This is a genomic window from Singulisphaera chitinilytica (assembly GCF_049331405.1).
Lineage (GTDB): Bacteria > Planctomycetota > Planctomycetia > Isosphaerales > Isosphaeraceae > PoT.
This window is the reverse complement of the sequence record NZ_CP186274.1, coordinates 8,611,097-8,628,222: the sequence shown is the minus strand read 5'-3', so window position 1 is coordinate 8,628,222 and position 17,126 is coordinate 8,611,097. Positions and strand designations below refer to the sequence as shown.

Below are 17,126 nucleotides of genomic sequence, written 5' to 3'. Positions count from 1 at the left end.
GCAAAAAGGACGCGGCGCCGACCCAACCGTGAGTCGGAACCTCTTCTCTGATCGGGAGACTTTACGGGGCCGCTTGAAGAAAAACTCGGGATTGACCCAAACGGGGGAACGAAGTAGCTTGCGGCCGACCTGGAGTCCAGTGCTCGTGGAACTGATCGTATCGACTTTTCCGTAAGACTGGCGGCCCCCGATGGAGTGGGGGTTGGGAGGATTCCGGGAGCACGAGGCGACCGTCCCATGCCGTCATCAGCGTCTCGGGTCTTATTCCTCGGCCTTGATGGCGGGACGATGTCCGTCTTCCGCCCCTGGTTCGAGCGGGGTCTTCTCCCGAACCTCGCTTCCCTCTGGAAGCGCTCGGCGTATGGGACGCTCCGCTCATCCGAGCCGATGGTGACGCCCGTCGCCTGGACCTCGTTCCTCACCGGGTGTACCCCCCCGGTTCATGGGATCCACGAATTCTACTACGTGGATTCGGCCGATCGCAGCCTGCGGTCGAACCACGCGGGACGGGTCCGCGTGCCGACGCTCTGGCAGATCCTCAGCGCAGACGGCCACGACGTCGTGAGCCTGAACCTGCCGATGACCTATCCCCCGCCGATGGTCCGGGGCCTGGTCGTGGCCGGCTCCGACGCCCCCGGGCTCGACTGGGCGTTCGCCCAGTGCCCCGAGTTCGGCGAGGAGATCTTCGCCAACGTTCCCGATTATACGCATAAGATCGTGTGGAAGGGTCGACCCAAGACCCTCGACGACCTCCGCGTCCGGGCCGCCCGCAACCGGGCCGTCTTCCGCGCCCAGGCCGAGGCCGCCGAGCGTGCCGACGCCCGCTGCGACTGGTCGGCCCTGATGGTCCACTTCCACAACCTCGACAGCCTCCAGCATCGCCTCTGGCCCTACCTCGACGTCGATGAGACCGGAGTCCGGGTGCCCGGCTGGAACGAAGAGGTCGAGTCGTGCATGCGGGTGCTCGATGAGAGCGTCGGGCGGCTCCTGGAGCTGGCCTCGAGGCACGACGCGGCGATCGTTGCCGTCTCCGACCACGGCTTCGGCCCCTGTAAGGCCCTCGTCAACGTGAACGGCCTGTTGCGCCAGACGGGCCTGCAACGCGGCCTGATGTACGGCACCCGCTTCCGCTACAGGGCCCAGCGCCTCGGCGACCGGCTCCATCGTTGGATGACCCGCACCGCCCCCGGCGGCCCGGGTCGCCGGCTCCCGCGCTCGATGGAAGGACAGGTCGGTTGCGACTGGAAGAAGACCCTGGCCTTCGCCCCCTTCGGGCAGCTCAGCGGCTGCATCTTCCTCAATCCGGCTCTGACCGGCAGCGGCGCCGTGGCGGAAAGGGTCCGCCGCGAGGTCATCGAGATCTGCCTCGAGGCCCGCGACCCCAAGACGGGCGACCTGCTCTTCCGCGATGCCTTCGACCTCGGAGAGCAGTACGACCTCGACCCGGCGAGGGAGGGGCTTCCCGACGTCCTCGCACTCTCGGCCGACGGATACCAGGCCCAGGCCAAATGGGGGGTGACGCTCCGCAATGAGCTGACCCGCCACGACCCGAACCTGCCGGGCACTCACTGGATGGACGGCGTGATCGCCATCGACGCCCCGGACGTGAAGCACGGCGAGCACCTCCACGCCAATCTCCACGACATCGCCCCGACCGTGCTCGCCATGCTCGGGCTGAAGATCCCGGAGACGATGGAGGGCCGGGTCATCCACGAGGCTTTCGAGAATCCCCTGCCCGTCCGTTACGGGGAACTCCCCGTGATCGAGGCCGACCCACGTTTTGAAGCGCTCCTCGCCGCGGGATTCGGCGCGGAGTGTGCCTGATCTTGATCCTCTTCGCTCTTCCCCAGAGGTCGACATGAACGACGTCCAGACCACCGTGCGCGACTACATCCTCAACGAGTTCCTCCCCGGCGAAGATGCCGAAGCCCTGACCGGCGACACCCCGCTGATCACCGGCGGCATCCTCGACTCGATCAGCACTCTCAAGCTGGTCTCCTTCCTGGAAGACCACTTCGGCGTCACCATCGAGGCGCACGAGGCCGGCGTCGAGCATCTCGACTCGGTCGACCAGATCGCTCAGCTCATCGGCGAGAAGAAGGCCGCCTGAGCCGACGGAGGGCACTGAACGCGAGAGTTGAAGCCTGGACGTGCCCTCGCGACACAACGCGCAGCCAATCGAGGGCAGGCCCTGGCCTGCCCTTCGGCGTTGGATGGGGTAAAGTCGCCTCAGACGGTCCCCGCCGGAAGCTCGGTCTCGATCTGCGAACCTGCCCGCAGGAATGAGGCGAGGTTGTCCGTGAGCGTCCCCGCGTTGTCCATGCGGGGGACCTTGTTCTGCCCGCCGATCTTGCCTCGCGAACGCATCCAGGCGTCGAAGCCGCCGGGGCGGGCGACGATCATGCCGGGCAGCGGCAGGCCCACGCCCTCGGCGCGATGCGCGAGGTAGTCGGCGTTACGCCTGGAGAGGTCGGCGTCGAGGGCTTTGCGGAAAGCCTCCAGGTCGTCGGGAGCCTTGAGGAACTCGACGACGTACTGGTGATACCCGAGCGCCCCCTGGAAGACCGGGCCGACGTGCCACTCGCGGACCGAGGCCCCCGTCTCGGCCGAGGCCGTCGCGACCGCCCCTTCGATCTCCTCGTTGATGAGGTGCTCGCCGAAGGCGGAGAGGGTGTACTTGGTGCGGCCAGTGAAGGTGAGCAGCGGCGGGTTCAACGACTCGAACCGGACCGTGTCACCGATGATGTGGCTCCACATCCCGGCACAGGTCGATACCACGATCGCGTAGTTGACACCGGCCTGCACGTTGCCGAGCCAGTGCCGGGTCGGATTCGGCGAGTCGAGCTCATCGATGGGCACGAACTCGTAGAAGAGGCCGTGGTCGTAGACCAGGCGCAGGTGTCCCGTCGCCGGGTCGCCGAAGGCGATGAAGCCTTCCGAGCACGGGTACGTCTCCTGGAGCCGGATCGACTTGCTGCCGAGCACGTCCTCGAAGGCGCGTCGGTACGGGTCGAACTTGACCCCGCCATGGACCACGAGCTCGAGGTGCGGCCAGACCTCGGCGATCGTCGACTTGCCGGAGAGCTCGAGCAATCGTTCGAAGAGGACGAGCAGCCAGCTTGGCACGCCCCCGACGAGGGTGATCCGCTCGCGGAGGCTCTGCTCGGCCAGCATCGAGAGCTTGCGGTCCCAGTTCGACTCGAGGGCGAGCGAGAGGGGCGGGAACGTGTACGGGCGGAGGATCTCGTTGAACTCCTTGGCGACGACCCCGCTCAGGTCTCCCTGGAAGACGCCGGGGGCCGGGCGTTCCAGGTCGCTCGAGCCGCCGAGGAAGAAGATCCGCCCCTTGAAGAGCTGCGAGGATTCGTGCGTGGCCAGGTGATAGGCCACCATCGTCCTCGCCCCCTTCTGGTTCGAGGCGAGCATCTCCCGCGTGATCGGGATGTACTTCGTCGCCCCCTGGGTCGTCCCGCTCGTGAGCGCGAGGTACGGAATCCGGCCCGGCCAGGTCAGGTTGTCGAAGACCGGGTACTGATCCTGGAGATAAGATTTCCAGAGGTCTTCATACGTGCGCAGGGGCACGGCCTTCTGGAAGTCGGCGACCGTTTGGATGCTGGCGAAGCCGTGGTCGCGGCCGAACCGTGTATTCGCGGCCTTGCGCACGAGCGTCTTCAGCTCGCGCTCCTGGGCGGCCACGGGGTCGGTCCGTTCGAGCTCGGCCACGCGCCTGCGTCCCGAGCTCACGAACCCTCGGTTCACGATCGAACGGACGGGCGCCGTGCCCGCGATGGCCTGGATGGGGGAGAGCCAGTTCATATCAGCCGACGTCCTTCACGCCCCGGCAGAAGTACGCGCCCGCCGGCGGGATGTTGCGCGGCTCGAAGACGAACTGGACGTCGTCGAAGACCTTGCGATAGAACCGCAGGTAGACCCAGGGCATCTCGGTGATCTGGTTGTAGGTGCCGCCCGGGGCGAGGATCTTCTTGACGTTGCGGAAGAGGTCGCGCTGGAGGTCCTTGGGGAAGGACGGGACCGGGAGCCCGGAGACGACGTAGTCGACCTGGCTGATCCCGCGATCCTTGAGGATCTGCTCGAGGTCGCGGACGTCCCCCTCGATCACGTCGAAGTTGGGCTTGTCGGCGAAGCGCTCGCGGAGGAGCCGGGCGAAGTCCGGGTCGCGTTCGAGGACGATCACCTTGCAGTCGGGGTGGGCCTTCGCCGCGAGGACCTTGGTGATCGGCCCGGTGCCCGCCCCGAGCTCGACCAGGACGCGGGCCTTGTCCCAGGGGATGTTCCGGACGGTCGTCTCGGAGAGCCAGGGGCTGCTCGGCGCGAGGCTGGCGATGGCGGTGCCGTGTTTGAAGAACTTGCCCAGGAACAGGAAGAAATCTTTCATCGGTGCTCGTCGCAGGAGAGGGACAGGGGCGGCTCGGCGTGATGGATGCTGGCCGGTGATCGAAATCGACGGGAGTCTCGCCCCGAAACGACGCAGGGCAGACCTCGGGCTGTCGAGGCTCTCAAATCGGGCCTCGGCGGTCCAGGGGCTGCCCTACTTCTCTTTCGGAGCTCAGGCCGATTTCTTCACGATCAACGGCCCGTCGGCGTGAAACGGGGGCGGACCTTGCGATCCTGCTCCTGAAGGAAACGCGCGGGGTCGAGCGTCGGCGGCACGGCCTTGAGTTTGTCTCGCATGAAGCGGAGCACAAGCTGATTGACGAGTCGTGACTTCTCGATCTGCGGGGCATGGCCGCACTTCGGGATCACGACCTGCCGCACCTTCTGCATCGTGTTGCCCGCCCGGACGGAGCCGTGCACGTCGGAGATGACGTGGTCATTGGCGCCCCAGATGAGCAAGGTCGGCTGCGAGATCTGCGGCAGGAGCGGGGCGACCGAGTGGCCCACGGTGCCGCGGAGGGTCCGCAAGACCCCCTTCTTCCACTTCCGGTCCTGGAACTTCCGCTCGATGACCGCGACGAGCTCATCGCTGGCGAAATGCGAGCGGTGGAAGACCGACTTCACCAGGGTGTCGTACTGGCTCCGCCTGACCCCCTCCATCATCGGGAGGTTTTCATCCCCGTAGAAGCCCGAGGGGCAGAGGACGGCCATCCTCGAGACGTTCTGGGGGAACTTGGCGGCGTAGGTCAGGATGACCTGCCCGCCGAGGCTCGAGGCGACGAGGTTGTAGGGCGGGCGCTGGACGTATTCGTCGAGATAACGCGCCAGGCGCTCGGCCAGGTAGTCGACCGTGACCTCGCCCCCTTGGTCGATGTGCTTATGCAGCGAGTCCCCGTCGTAGACGAGGAGTTCGGGGACCTTGACATCGAAGTGCCGCGACCAGGAGGTTCGATTGGCGAACCAACTTTCCGACTGCTCGGCCAGGCCGTTGACCAGGATCAGCGGGGCGGGACGCTTGTAGGCATTGAGTCGATGAAGATCGAACAACTTGCGAACACTGGGGTTCATCGGTTGCCAGGACTCCCGGTTGGCGAGGCGGAATTTTGGCCCGACCCGTCGTGCCGCCTCGAGGAATTCGCTCCTCGTTCACGACCCCCTCGTCACGAGGAGCACTCAAAGACAATACCACGCTCGAACCGCCAGGCCAACGGATTATCGAGCTTCATAACCGCAATTTGTCTACACGCTTTCTGCACATTTCATGCGGCTTAGTGACAGCGGCTTCTCGATTTCCGTCGACTGCAAGCGGCTCGCTTAGGGTTGGCGTGGGAGGCGCAGGAGACCTCACGTGGGCGTGTGCCCGCCGGCGTTCCCTCGGTTGATTTCAGGAGAAACCACGACGCCAGGTTCCGTGATGATTTCGCTCCCGGGCGGCTTGACGCCGGTTCCCGAGGGCCTGCAAGATGTCGAGTCTGCTCGGCTTCGGCGACAGTGGCCGCGCCCGCAGACCAGGGGGTGGGACGATGCGTGTGTTCATGACGGGCGGTACGGGGCTCATCGGCCGTCACCTGGGAAACCGGCTGGTCGAGCGGGGCGATGAGGTGATCATCCTCACGCGCCGGGCCGACGCCGTGCGTCGCGACCCCGCCATGCGTAGGTTCCAGTTCGTCCCCGGAGATCCCGGCGTCGTCGGCGACTGGCAGGCAAGCGTCGACGGCTGCGACGCGGTCGTCAACCTCGTCGGCCACAACGTCTTCGCCAATCGCTGGAACGCGGAGGTGAAGCGCAAGATCCGCGACAGCCGCGTCTACGGCACGAACCACGTCGTCTCCGCCATCACCCGGGCGAGGAAGCCCCCTCGGATCCTGGCGCAGGCCTCGGCCGTCGGGTACTATGGGCCGCATGGCGACGAGGTCCTCACCGAGGAGAGCCCCTCGGGCGCCGACTTCATGTCCGTGATTTGCCGCGAGTGGGAAGAGGCCACGCGACCGGCCGAGAATCAGGGGACTCGCGTCGCCCGCGTCCGCATCGGCATCGTGCTCGCCCGCAACGAAGGTGCCCTCGCCGCGATGACGCCACTGTTCCGCCTGGGTCCTGGCGTGCCGATCGGCGGCGGGGACTCGCTCTTCAAGCCGGGCAGCGGACAGCAGTGGATGAGCTGGATCCACATTGACGACATCGTCGGCCTCTTCCTCCTGGCCCTCGACAACCCCGAGGCCAAAGGCCCGCTCAACGGCACCTCGCCCGAGCCCGTGCGGAACGCCGACTTCGCCAGAACGCTCTCGAAGGTCCTCTGGAAACCCTACGCCCCCTGGCGCGTGTTCCTTCCTTTCGGCCCGCCCGATATCCTGCTCCGGGCCGTCCTGGGGGACGTGGCGAACGTCGTCACCAAGGGCCAACGCGTCTTGCCGACGAAGGCCGAGTCGCTCGGCTACCAGTACCGCTTCCCGAACCTGGAGGGAGCCCTGCGAGACATCTACACTTCGAAGGATTCTGCCAGGTCCGCGAAGTCGTCCCAGACCTCCGCGGCGCATCCTCACTGAGCCTCGCATCGCCGCCAATCAACCGGGAAGCCGGGAGTCGTTCTGTTTGGCGTTCCGGGCCATGTCTCCTCAAGCCGACCGGAATTCGAGTCTGCAGGCTGGGGGGATCGAGGGCGAGTTTGGAGACCTGGATGCCACGGTTTCACATCGGGAGAAACTCGTCGTGGGCCAACTCTGCATACAGATACACTCACAGGGCGATACGCAAGACTACGAGAAAGTCCGGTCACTGATCGCGGATCGCTATGGGAACGATCGGTATCATCCGGTGGACGAGGATCAGCCGGCCGATGTCGAGGTGCGCATCTCCAGGCCGAGGTTTGAGCCCATCTGCGTCCTCGACGCGTTTCGACACACGGCCCTTCAATGGAAGCTCCTGGCCGAGCTGGGCAACTCGCGTGTCAAATTTGATATGTTATCGGACGAACGTATCAATGAAGAATTGCCAGTCATCCTGCGATACAGGATTGTCCCCGAGGCACAGCTCGAGCTATTCCAGAGGTTCCTTGACGACCTCCCGGCCTTCCTCACGTCCTGCTTCCCCATCTCCTCGCCCAGCTCACCGCTCGAGATCAAGTTGGACGAGATTCAGCTGAAAGCGCCGGCGGACAAACCTCGGGCGGGAGTTATCAGCACTCGCTGGCACGTCAGGGCACACCTCAAGCTGACCGATAAACGTGACGAGCGAATCATCGAGTCGGGATGGTTCGTACTGACCAACTTGGCTCATGTCGTTTAACTGGTGGAGCCCTTAACACCGAGTAGAGCCCGGATGAACTCCCCGGACACCCGCTTGATGTTGTAACTCCACTGGTAGATCGCCACGTACTGTCGAAGATACTCCTTGTTGACCCCGCGGAACGGCCGCAGGAAGTTCCTCAGCCCCGTCCAGTTCCCCTCCAGCGTGTTGCAGTGCACCTCGCGCACCCCGTCACCGTCGTCGTCGCGCGCCCACTCCCCGCGGCCGTGGCAGACCGACGAGCGGGAGCGGCCCATCTCCGGCAGACGATCGTAGCCCTTCCACTCGTCCGTGTAGAATCGCGTCATCGGCCAGCTCGCACGCAACGCCACGCGCGCAAGGTCTCCCCGTCGGAATGCCGGGCCACCGTCAGGCGGATCTCACCGCTTCGGCGCCCCACCACCCCGCAGATCGGCAGCCGGTCCGTGTCCCAGCTCCCGTGCCCCGGCCGCTTGTTGCCGCGACGCCGCGGCGGGTCATCGGGGTCGCGGTGCGGTCGCCCTTTTTTCCCCCGCGTTCTGGTACATCTCGTCGGCCTCGAGCTCGGAGTCTTCCAGGGGATCCCGGTGCCGCCCCGAGTGGGCGGCGCCCTGGAGGCGGTGCCTGAGCTCGAGCAGCTGGGAGCGATCGCAGTCCAGCTCGCGTGCCAGCCTGGCAGTAGGCGTGCCCTGGGCGATGCCGCGGACGATCAGGAGCAGCTCGGCGGCCCGGCGGCGGTTGCCGTGGAGCGCGGTGCCGGTGAAGGCGTTGAAGACCCTCCTGCAGCGGCCGCAGCGGTAGTCGAGGATCGGTGCGCGATGGCGCCTGTGGACGTGGAGGTCGTCGCCGTCCCCGCATCGCGGGCATGCGAGGCCCGCTGGGTGGAGCCAGGCGAGGAGCTCGGCATAGCTGGCCTCGTCATCCATCAGGTCGAGGATGGGGAAATCCATGGCAACCTCCGCGCGGCCGAGGTAAGAGTCCCCTCCATTTCAACCATACCCCGCGTCACTACGATAGGCCCCACCAGTTACCCGGCATGAGCCACCAACTTTTTCGGCCCGCGCGACGATGGCAGGATCGCCGAACCAGGACAGAAACGACCGCGAGTGTTCGACGAGATCGCATTGCTCTTTCCCAATTCAATCCGGGCTTGGTTGAAGGGCGAGATCCCGGAAAACCTGGCGGCCCAGACCTCCAAAGCACCCTCGATCAACGATATCTTCAACTTCGAAGACTGAGGCGTCGTACGTGGTCGCCCGTAGCGATCGGGCCTGAACCGAAGGTAGAATCTCGCCAATCTCATGGTGGCGGATACGCTGGGGCTTTGAAGTGAATGCCCTCCCCCGGCCTCGAATCGAGTCAAGTGGACGCTCGCTGCCCATTACCCAGGAAAGACTGCCTCGAGCGATGAGACCCATTCCCCACGGAGGCAACCCGGCGAGTGTCCGACGGCAGTACGGGCTGGGGGACCTGCCCCTGCTCGACTTCTCGGCGAGCCTCAATCCGCTCGGCCCGCCCCCTTCGGTGCTCGAAGCCGCCCGCTCGGCCTTCGATCGCGTCACCGCCTATCCCGAGCCCGGTTCGCCTCGCCTGGCGGAACGTCTCGCCGAGTACCACGGCGTCTCGCTCGATCGCGTCATCGTCACGGCGGGAGCCACCGAAGCGCTGAGCCTGATCTCGCAATCCCTGCGCGAGGTCCTGGCGCTCCACGCCTACCAGCGCGGGGACCCGGGCATGCCGATCGCCCACCTGGTCGAGCCGACCTATGGCGAATATCGGCGAGCCTCGCACCTCAATGAGCTGAAGCTGGAATCGTGGGGTGAACATGTCCTGGCCTGGCAGCAGGAGGTCTTCCCCGACCCCGCCGCCGGGATCTTCTGGGCCGGTCATCCCAACAACCCCACGGGCCAGCTTTGGGAGCGGGAACGCCTGATCGCCCACGTCGACGGCTCCCTCGGGATGCTCACGGTCGTGGACGAGGCCTTCCTGCCGTTCTTCGCCGATGACGCCTCGCGCTCGCTGATCGGCGCGGTGCCCGAGCGCGAGAACCTGCTGGTGGTCCGCTCGCTGACGAAGTCCTTCGCGATCCCGGGGCTCAGGGTCGGCTACGCCATCGCATCTCCTGATATGATCGTGCGTCTCAGCCAGTATCAGGATCCGTGGACGATCACGCCCCAGGCCGAGGCCGCCGCGCTCGCTGCGCTCGACGAGACGGACTACCTCGCCCGGACCGCCGACTTGATCGCGACCGAATCGGCCCGGATGCTGGCCAGGCTCTGGGAGATCCCCGGCCTCCGCCCCGCCTGGCCCGATCGTCGCGAGGCGGGTGAACACCCCCAGCCGCTCCCGAACTACCTCCTCGTGAGCCTGACGGAGACGACCTGGACCTCGATTCAGGTCCACGAGGCCCTGGCACGTCGCGGGTTCCTGGTCCGGGAATGCTCCGACTTCCGCGGCCTCGAGGTGGGGGCCCTGCTTACGGGGCACAACCAGCTCGTCGCCACGCAGGGGCATCTGCGGATCGCGGTCCGACTGCCGCACGAGAACGATGCGCTACTCCAGGCCCTGGTCGAGGTTCTCGGCTCGGAGCCTCCCGCATTAGGTGACGAGATCTTGCGGCTCGCCTGATCCCGGTCGGGTTCAGCGGAGGAGCAGATAACCCAGACCCAAACCACTGCCGAAGGCGAGCGAGAGGGCGCCGAGGGTGGCGAGGAGGGCGGTCCTGGGCTTCCGCTCGGCGAGGTCCGCGATCGGCCGGAACCAGCCGGGGTATTCGGGCCGCTTGGTGATGACCACCGGCTTGGGCGGGGGCGGCGGAGGGGTCGAGGGACTCTCCGGCTCGGCCTTCTCGGGGGCCGGGGCCGCGGTTCGCTTGGACTTCGGTTTCAGCAGGGCCTGGAGGGCGTCGGCGGCTTCCTCGGCCGACTGGAAGCGATCGGCCGGCTTCGTGGCGAGCAGCCTGTCCATCACCTGGCAGAGCGCGGCCGGGACCCCCGGCATGACGTCGCTCAAAGGCTCGGGTCGCCCGCTGATGCGCTTGCCCAGTCGCTCGACGGGGCTGTCCCCGGGGAACGGGAGCCGCCCGCTCATCATGTGGTACATCGAGCAGCCGAGGCTGAAGAGGTCGCTCCGACCGTCGACGTCGCGCCCGCAGGCCTGCTCGGGGGACATGTAGTCGATCGTCCCGACCGCCACGCCGTCGGCCGTCGCGAAGGAGGATTGCTCGTCGGCCTCCATCAGGACGCCAAGGCCCAGGTCGAGGACCTTGAGCTTGTGGTCCTCGGTCAGGAGCAGGTTGGAGGGCTTGATGTCGCGATGGACGATCCCCTGCGAGTGCGCGTGGCTCAGGCCCAGGGCGGCCTGCGCGGCGTAATTCACCATGTCCTGCGGGGGGATCAGCCCTTGACGGTAGCGCTGGCTCAGGCTCAGGCCCGAGACGAACTCCATCACGATATACAAGACCTTGTTCATCTGGTCGGCGTCGAACGCGCGGACGACGTTCGGGTGATCGAGCCGGCCGACGAGCTTCATCTCGCGGTGGAACCGAGCCACGACGCGGTCGTTGTTGGCGATCTCGGGGGCGATGATCTTCAAGGCCACCACGCGATCCATCATCAGGTGCTGCGCCTTGTAGACGCGGCCCATGGAGCCCGAGCCGATCCGATCGAGGATCGCGTACCGTCCGACGACCATCCCGTGCGACTTGTTGTTCAGGAATCGCTTGGTCTGGTACTCGGTCAGGACTTTCTCGCGGACGAGACGCTCGGCCAGCTCTTGCGAGCCGATCGGATACTTGCCGCTCAGGACCTTGGACTTCACATCTTCGAACTGGCGGTCGGTCAGGACCCCCGAGGCGCGGATGACGGCGAGGAGGTCGGCTGAATTACTCTCTGGCGATCTGGGTTTGTCGGACGTCGCCATGAAAGTCCACCTGGGGGTTGCGTCGCGAGCAGGAATTGACGTCTTGGCGGAATACCCGAGACATTGTTTCCCGGTTTCGAGGCTTCGACGATACCACAGCGCAACCCGAACCTCAAATTCCTATCCACGAGCGAGCCCGGGGTTGTCTCGGGTCAACAACGCGGGACGGATCGGTGAGACCCGGCAATCTCTCGGATCGCGACCCTTCGACTTTCGACAACTGCTTTTGACCGGGCCGACCTGATAAGATGGATCGAAGGCGGCACCGAGTGGCACGCCCCTATTTCCCCCAGTTGCCAGAGCAAGAAAGGTCATTCCCATGGCCACGACCCGACGCATGATGGTTTTCGGGGCCCTCGTTGCGGGCCTGATCCTCTGCGACCTCTCGACCCGAGACGCCCGGGCCCAGGCCCGATCCCGGTCCTACGTCCCGAACAGCTATGAGGACTTCCCCAACAACCAGGGGAGCCTCTTCTACCAGTACCGAGGCCCGGGCAGCACACGCCGGCCTCGAGCGACGGCGCCGCAGACGTACTACTACCCGAACACGGTGACCGCCCCTCGCCAGTACGCACCCCCGGCCCAGTCGTACTACTACTACCCGCAGGCGGGTGGCCAGCCGTACTACTACGCCCCGCAGGTCCAGGGCGGCTACGCCCCGCAGGCTCCCGTCTATTACTATTACCCGTCGGGCGTCCGATAAGCTAAGGCGTCGAGGAAGCCCGGAACCCTTCGTATCCGGCAGGCCGAAGCCTGCCGAGGTTCCCGGGCTCTGGCCACGAGTCCGGGGCGTCGATCCGCCGCCGGCCGAGGGATTTCGAGCATGACGGCGACGGCCGCAACGCAGGTCCTGGCAGGGTTCCCGAAGTCTCAGGACTTCTTCGTCGGTGTCGACAGCGACGGCTGCGTCTTCGACTCGATGGAGGTGAAGCACAAGGAATGCTTCATCCCCAATATCGTCAAGGTTTATGACCTCGCTGCCATCTCGAAGTACGTCCGCGAAGTGGCCGAGTTCATCAACCTCTACTCGTACTGGCGTGGGATCAACCGGTTCCCGGGCCTCACGATGACGCTCGACATGCTCGCGGAACGGCCGGAGGTCGCCCGCCGCGGATTCGAACTCCCGAAGCTGACCGGGCTCCGCAGCTGGATCGACCGCGAGACGAAGCTGGCCAACCCCGCGCTCAAGCAGGAGATCGCGGCGACCAACGAACCCGACCTGATCCAGGCCCTCGAGTGGAGCGAGGCCGTCAACCGCTCGGTCGGCGAGATCGTCCGCGACGTACCCCCCTTCCCCTATGTCCGTGAATCGTTCGGGGCCCTGCAAGGCAAGGCCGATGTGATGGTCGTCTCCGCCACCCCCACCGAGGCCCTGAACCGGGAATGGGAAGAGCATGACCTCAAGCAATACGTCGGCCTGATCGCCGGGCAGGAACTCGGGAGCAAGAAGGAGCACCTCGCCCACGCCGCGGGAGGGCGTTACGAGAAGGACAGGGTCCTGATGGTGGGCGACGCCCTCGGCGACCTCAAGGCGGCCGAGGCCAACGACGCCCTCTTCTACCCGATCGACCCGGGCTTCGAGGACGAGTCCTGGCGACGTTTCTACGAGGAGGCGCTGCCGCGATTCTTCCAAGGGACCTATGCAGGTTCGTACATGAGCGAGCGGATCGCCGAGTTCGAGAAGCTCCTGCCCCGGAAACCCCCCTGGAAAACCGCTTGATTCCTGGCCACAATCTTAGGCTCGTCGGCCCCGCCCGAGCGAGATTGAGCCCAGAGGCACGCGAACGCCTGAGACTTGACCTCCGGCCGCATACTTTGCGCGAGGTCGTGGCGACGGTCGGACCCTCCATCCGGATCCAAAAGGAGGAGAGGGCCGGTCGCGCCGAGCCCATCGACTCCGCCCGGCAAATCGCTTTGTCCTGATCTTACCTTGAACCGAGGATAGCTCGAGCACCCGCAATGACCACACCTACCGCCGACATTGGCCTGATCGGCCTCGCCGTGATGGGAGAGAACCTGGTCCTCAACATGGAGAGCCACGGCAGCACCGTGGCCGTCTACAACCGGACGACCTCCAAGGTCGACGAGTTCGTGAACGGCCGCGGCAAGGGCAAGAAGCTCGTCGGCGCCCACACGGTCCAGGACCTCGTCGCGTCGCTCAAGCGGCCCCGCAAGATCATGATCATGGTCAAGGCCGGCTCGGCCGTGGACGCGGTCATCGAAGAACTGCTCCCGTTCCTCGAGCCGGGCGACATCCTCATCGACGGCGGCAACACCCACTTCCCCGACACGACCCGCCGGGCCAAGGATCTCAAGGCCAAGGGGATCCTCTTCGTCGGCACCGGCGTCTCCGGCGGCGAAGAAGGCGCCCTGAAGGGCCCGTCGATCATGCCCGGCGGCGATCCCGAGGCCTGGCCCTCGGTCAAGCCGATCTTCCAGGCGATCGCCGCCAAGGTCGACGATGGCACCCCTTGCTGCGACTGGGTGGGTCCCGAAGGGGCCGGCCACTTCGTCAAGATGGTGCACAACGGCATCGAATACGGCGACATGCAGCTCATCTGTGAGGCGTACGACCTCATGAAGACGCTGCTCGGCCTCAAGCCGGCCGAGATGCACGACGTCTTCGCCCGCTGGAACAAGGGCGTCCTCGACAGCTACCTCGTCGAGATCACCCGCGACATCCTCGCCTACAACGACCCCGACAGCGGCACGCCGATGGTCGACCTGATCCTCGACGCCGCCGGCCAGAAGGGGACGGGCAAGTGGACGGTCGTCTCGGCCCTCGATACCGGCACCCCGCTGACCCTGATCGGCGAGGCCGTCTTCGCCCGCTGCCTCTCGTCGCAAAAGGACGAGCGCGTCGAGGCCGCCAAGGTCCTCTCGGGCCCCAAGACGAAGTATGAGGGGGACCCCAAGACCCTCATCGATGACATCGAGATGGCCCTCTACGCCAGCAAGGTCATCTCCTACGCCCAGGGCTACGCCCTCATGAACGCGATGGGCAAGGAAGCCGGCTGGGAGATCAACAACGGCGGCGTCGCCCTCATGTGGCGCGGCGGCTGCATCATCCGGAGCGCCTTCCTCGGCAAGATCAAGGAAGCCTTCGACAAGAACCCCAAGCTGACGAACCTCGTCCTCGACCCCTATTTCACCGGCGAACTACTTCGCGCCCAGGAAGGCTGGCGTCGGGTCTGTGCGGCCGCGGTGACCAACGGCGTCCCCATCCCCGCGATGTCGTCGGCCCTCGCCTACTTCGACGGCTACCGCAGCGATCGCCTGCCGGCCAACCTGCTCCAGGCCCAGCGAGACTTCTTCGGGGCTCACACCTACGAGCGCACCGACAAGCCCCGCGGCCAGTACTTCCACACCAACTGGACCGGCCGGGGCGGCACGACCTCCTCGACCTCCTACAACGTCTGAGCGACCTCGCTCCCGTCGTCCAGTTCAATCGGCCCAATCGTTCGGCCCGACCCCGCACTCACTGGCGGGGTCGGGCCGACGTTCTTTTTGCTGCCTCGATGTCCCCCCTCGCCCCCCGTTTCCGATCTCAACACTAGCAGTCCCTTGCGACGTCACATCTAGGCCCAATTCATTCGTTTTCGCGTCGCGTATGGCAATTTTGATGCAACCATGCTTGGCGGCTCCGGGTGGGCTGCCATCGTGGGAGAGAATTTGCTACCTTCAAGGTGTCGCCACACCGGTGCCCACGGATGGACCTTGGCCCAACGCGAACTGGCACGGTGTCTGCGAGAGATGGCGAGGAAGTCTCGAAGCCCGCATATCTTGGGAACCATCGACTCCTGTTTGGCTTGAAGGCTCGTCGGGGTATTGAATCCTTTCAATTCCCGACCTCGCTACTGCGCGTTCGCAAGTTCCTCGCAAACCGGCGAATGCCAGGGCGGCCGGCGCCTGGCCTGGCCGGCTTGACTTATTCAGAAACAGCCTAACACTCTTGAAAAAGATCTCTTGTGCAAGGTCCGAAGATTAGAGACGTGGCATATCAGATTTCGGAAGGCGATTGTCCCGTGGGATTGACGATGACCGGCATGGGGCGAAGTCCTCACGATCAGGAGCCGATTGCTGGGAATGGCCCTGACGCCAGCTTCCCGAAAACCTCGGGGCGCAGGGGCGAGCCCACGCTGCCGATCTCCGTGAAGTTCGACGATTACCTCGGCGAGACGGTGGCCTATCGCCCCGAGGATTTGAACCTCGATTCGAGCGAGGGCCTCGAGCCCAGGGGTGAGCCCGACTCGGGCTTCCCCGAGATCGACGACCTGATCGATCGCCAACTCGGGCAATATCGCCTGGAGGCGGTGCTGGGACAGGGCTCGATGGGACGGGTCTACCGCGCCGAGCACCTGGAACTCGCCCGCCCCTGTGCGATCAAGGTGATCAGCCCGGGGCTGGTGGCCAAGCAACCGCTCCTCCGCGACCGCTTCTGGGCCGAGGCCCGCGCGGTCGCCACGCTGCTCCATCCCCACGTGGTGATGGTCCACAACCTCGGGAGCGATCGCGGCTACCACTTCATCGAGATGGAGTATATCGCCGGGGGCGTCAGCCTGAGCGAGTCTTTGATACGCGAAGGGCCGTTCGAGCCGGTCCGGGCCTCGACCCTGGTCCGCCAGGTCGTCCAGGCCCTCGGCGCCGCCCATTGTTCGGGGATGGTCCACCGCGACGTCAAGCCTTCGAACGTGCTCCTGACCCCGACCGGGCACGCGAAACTCGCCGACTTCGGCCTCGTCCGCAGCTTCCGGGAACTCGAGGTCGCCGGCGTGCCGGTCGCGGGTACCCCCACGTTCATGGCCCCCGAACTGTTCCTCGGCGTCCCGGCGAGCCACCGCTCCGACATCTACGCCGTCGGCGTGATGTATTACTACCTGCTGACGGGCCGGCTCCCGTACGTCTCCGACCAGATCGGGCACCTGATCCAACTGCATCGCACGGAGCCTGTGCCGGACGTCCGCGACATCTCCCCCGACGTCCCGGACGACGTCGCCGCGATCCTCCAGCGCTGCCTGGCCAAGCGTCCCGAGGACCGACCCGAGTCGGCCGATCACCTGTCCGAGTCGATCTCGACCGCTCTCCTGAACCTCCGCGAGACGGAGAGCCTCGTGCGCGAGAGCGTCGAGGGGCTCGACTGCTTCATCCAGGGAGGCCGCGACAACTACCGGATCCTCTTCCCGCTCCCGAACGACCGGCTCCAGGAAGTGTACATCGAGGTCTCCTGCGGTGAAGATGGAGGCCGGCACCTCTCCGTGTTCTCGATCTGCGGCCCGGCGGACCCGAAGTACTTCGAGTTCGCCCTCCGCATGAACGACAAGCTCACATACGGGAGCCTCTCGATCCGGAGCGTGCACGACCAGCCGATGTTCGTCATGACCCGGACCTTCGCCAGGGAACACGTCTGCTCGGCCGACATCCGCTCGGCCCTCCTCGAGATCGCCCGCAGGGGCGACCATATCGAGCACCTGCTCACGAATGCGGACCTCTATTGATTTGACCAATCACCTTCGACGCCTGGGCGCGAGCCCGCCGAGAACGACCTCCTG

The 17,126-nt window shown here is 65.7% G+C and carries 16 protein-coding genes; 10 read left to right on the top strand and 6 right to left on the bottom strand.

Annotated elements, in window-relative coordinates; translation table 11 throughout:
- Positions 1-237: 237 nt before the first annotated feature.
- On the top strand, positions 238-1,824 hold the full coding sequence (locus ACOYYX_RS33750) for an alkaline phosphatase family protein (protein ID WP_422927054.1): 1,587 nt from the start codon (positions 238-240) through the stop codon (positions 1,822-1,824).
- A 34-nt stretch (positions 1,825-1,858) separates the two neighbouring features.
- Positions 1,859-2,110 carry an acyl carrier protein gene (locus ACOYYX_RS33745; protein ID WP_422927053.1) on the top strand — a complete coding sequence of 84 codons (252 nt, stop codon included), beginning with the start codon at positions 1,859-1,861 and terminating at the stop codon, positions 2,108-2,110.
- Between the two features lie 119 nt (positions 2,111-2,229).
- Here ACOYYX_RS33745 and ACOYYX_RS33740 read toward each other — a convergent pair whose 3' ends face one another.
- The 3 genes from ACOYYX_RS33740 to ACOYYX_RS33730 form a co-directional block, all read right to left on the bottom strand.
- Positions 2,230-3,816 carry a GH3 family domain-containing protein gene (locus tag ACOYYX_RS33740; protein ID WP_422927052.1) on the bottom strand — a complete coding sequence of 529 codons (1,587 nt, stop codon included), beginning with the start codon at positions 3,814-3,816 and terminating at the stop codon, positions 2,230-2,232.
- A 1-nt stretch (position 3,817) separates the two neighbouring features.
- Positions 3,818-4,396: an ornithine lipid N-methyltransferase gene (gene olsG / locus ACOYYX_RS33735; RefSeq protein WP_422927051.1), complete on the bottom strand. Its 579-nt coding sequence runs from the start codon at positions 4,394-4,396 to the stop codon at positions 3,818-3,820.
- A 191-nt stretch (positions 4,397-4,587) separates the two neighbouring features.
- Entirely contained in the window at positions 4,588-5,463 is an 876-nt protein-coding gene (locus ACOYYX_RS33730) for an alpha/beta fold hydrolase (protein WP_422927050.1), read from the bottom strand.
- Between the two features lie 455 nt (positions 5,464-5,918).
- Here ACOYYX_RS33730 and ACOYYX_RS33725 point away from each other — a divergent pair, with 455 nt between their 5' ends.
- On the top strand, positions 5,919-6,938 hold the full coding sequence (locus tag ACOYYX_RS33725) for a TIGR01777 family oxidoreductase (RefSeq protein ID WP_422927049.1): 1,020 nt from the start codon (positions 5,919-5,921) through the stop codon (positions 6,936-6,938).
- Positions 6,939-6,984: 46 nt separating this feature from the next.
- Positions 6,985-7,677: a hypothetical protein gene (locus ACOYYX_RS33720; RefSeq protein ID WP_422927048.1), complete on the top strand. Its 693-nt coding sequence runs from the start codon at positions 6,985-6,987 to the stop codon at positions 7,675-7,677.
- Here ACOYYX_RS33720 and ACOYYX_RS33715 read toward each other — a convergent pair.
- Together ACOYYX_RS33715 and ACOYYX_RS33710 are read right to left on the bottom strand one after the other, a co-directional pair.
- A complete protein-coding gene (locus ACOYYX_RS33715; RefSeq protein ID WP_422927047.1) occupies positions 7,674-7,985 on the bottom strand; it encodes a transposase in 312 nt (103 codons plus the stop codon). The two genes, ACOYYX_RS33720 and ACOYYX_RS33715, sit on opposite strands and share 4 nt — an antisense overlap.
- Before the next feature lie 168 nt (positions 7,986-8,153).
- The gene (locus tag ACOYYX_RS33710; protein WP_422927046.1) at positions 8,154-8,606 is read right to left on the bottom strand and encodes a transposase; all 453 of its coding nucleotides are present in this window, start codon (positions 8,604-8,606) and stop codon (positions 8,154-8,156) included.
- A gap of 156 nt (positions 8,607-8,762) precedes the next feature.
- On the opposite strand from ACOYYX_RS33710, the gene ACOYYX_RS33705 reads away from it, so the two are divergent.
- Entirely contained in the window at positions 8,763-8,894 is a 132-nt protein-coding gene (locus tag ACOYYX_RS33705; protein ID WP_422927045.1) for a hypothetical protein, read from the top strand.
- Between the two features lie 169 nt (positions 8,895-9,063).
- Entirely contained in the window at positions 9,064-10,284 is a 1,221-nt protein-coding gene (locus tag ACOYYX_RS33700; RefSeq protein WP_422927044.1) for a pyridoxal phosphate-dependent aminotransferase, read from the top strand.
- A 12-nt stretch (positions 10,285-10,296) separates the two neighbouring features.
- On the opposite strand, the gene ACOYYX_RS33695 is transcribed toward ACOYYX_RS33700, so the two are convergent.
- The gene (locus tag ACOYYX_RS33695) at positions 10,297-11,577 is read right to left on the bottom strand and encodes a serine/threonine-protein kinase (RefSeq protein WP_422927043.1); all 1,281 of its coding nucleotides are present in this window, start codon (positions 11,575-11,577) and stop codon (positions 10,297-10,299) included.
- 319 nt (positions 11,578-11,896) lie between these two features.
- Between ACOYYX_RS33695 and ACOYYX_RS33690 the strand changes: the two genes are divergently transcribed.
- The 4 genes from ACOYYX_RS33690 (at position 11,897) to ACOYYX_RS33675 (ending at position 17,072) form a co-directional block, all read left to right on the top strand.
- Positions 11,897-12,280 carry a hypothetical protein gene (locus ACOYYX_RS33690; RefSeq protein ID WP_422927042.1) on the top strand — a complete coding sequence of 128 codons (384 nt, stop codon included), beginning with the start codon at positions 11,897-11,899 and terminating at the stop codon, positions 12,278-12,280.
- Positions 12,281-12,400: 120 nt separating this feature from the next.
- On the top strand, positions 12,401-13,297 hold the full coding sequence (locus tag ACOYYX_RS33685; RefSeq protein WP_422927041.1) for an HAD family hydrolase: 897 nt from the start codon (positions 12,401-12,403) through the stop codon (positions 13,295-13,297).
- A gap of 239 nt (positions 13,298-13,536) precedes the next feature.
- A complete protein-coding gene (gene gnd, locus ACOYYX_RS33680) occupies positions 13,537-14,997 on the top strand; it encodes a decarboxylating NADP(+)-dependent phosphogluconate dehydrogenase (protein ID WP_422927040.1) in 1,461 nt (486 codons plus the stop codon).
- A gap of 626 nt (positions 14,998-15,623) precedes the next feature.
- Positions 15,624-17,072, top strand: a complete 1,449-nt coding sequence (locus tag ACOYYX_RS33675; protein WP_422927039.1) for a serine/threonine protein kinase — start codon at positions 15,624-15,626, stop codon at positions 17,070-17,072.
- Positions 17,073-17,126: the final 54 nt, after the last annotated feature.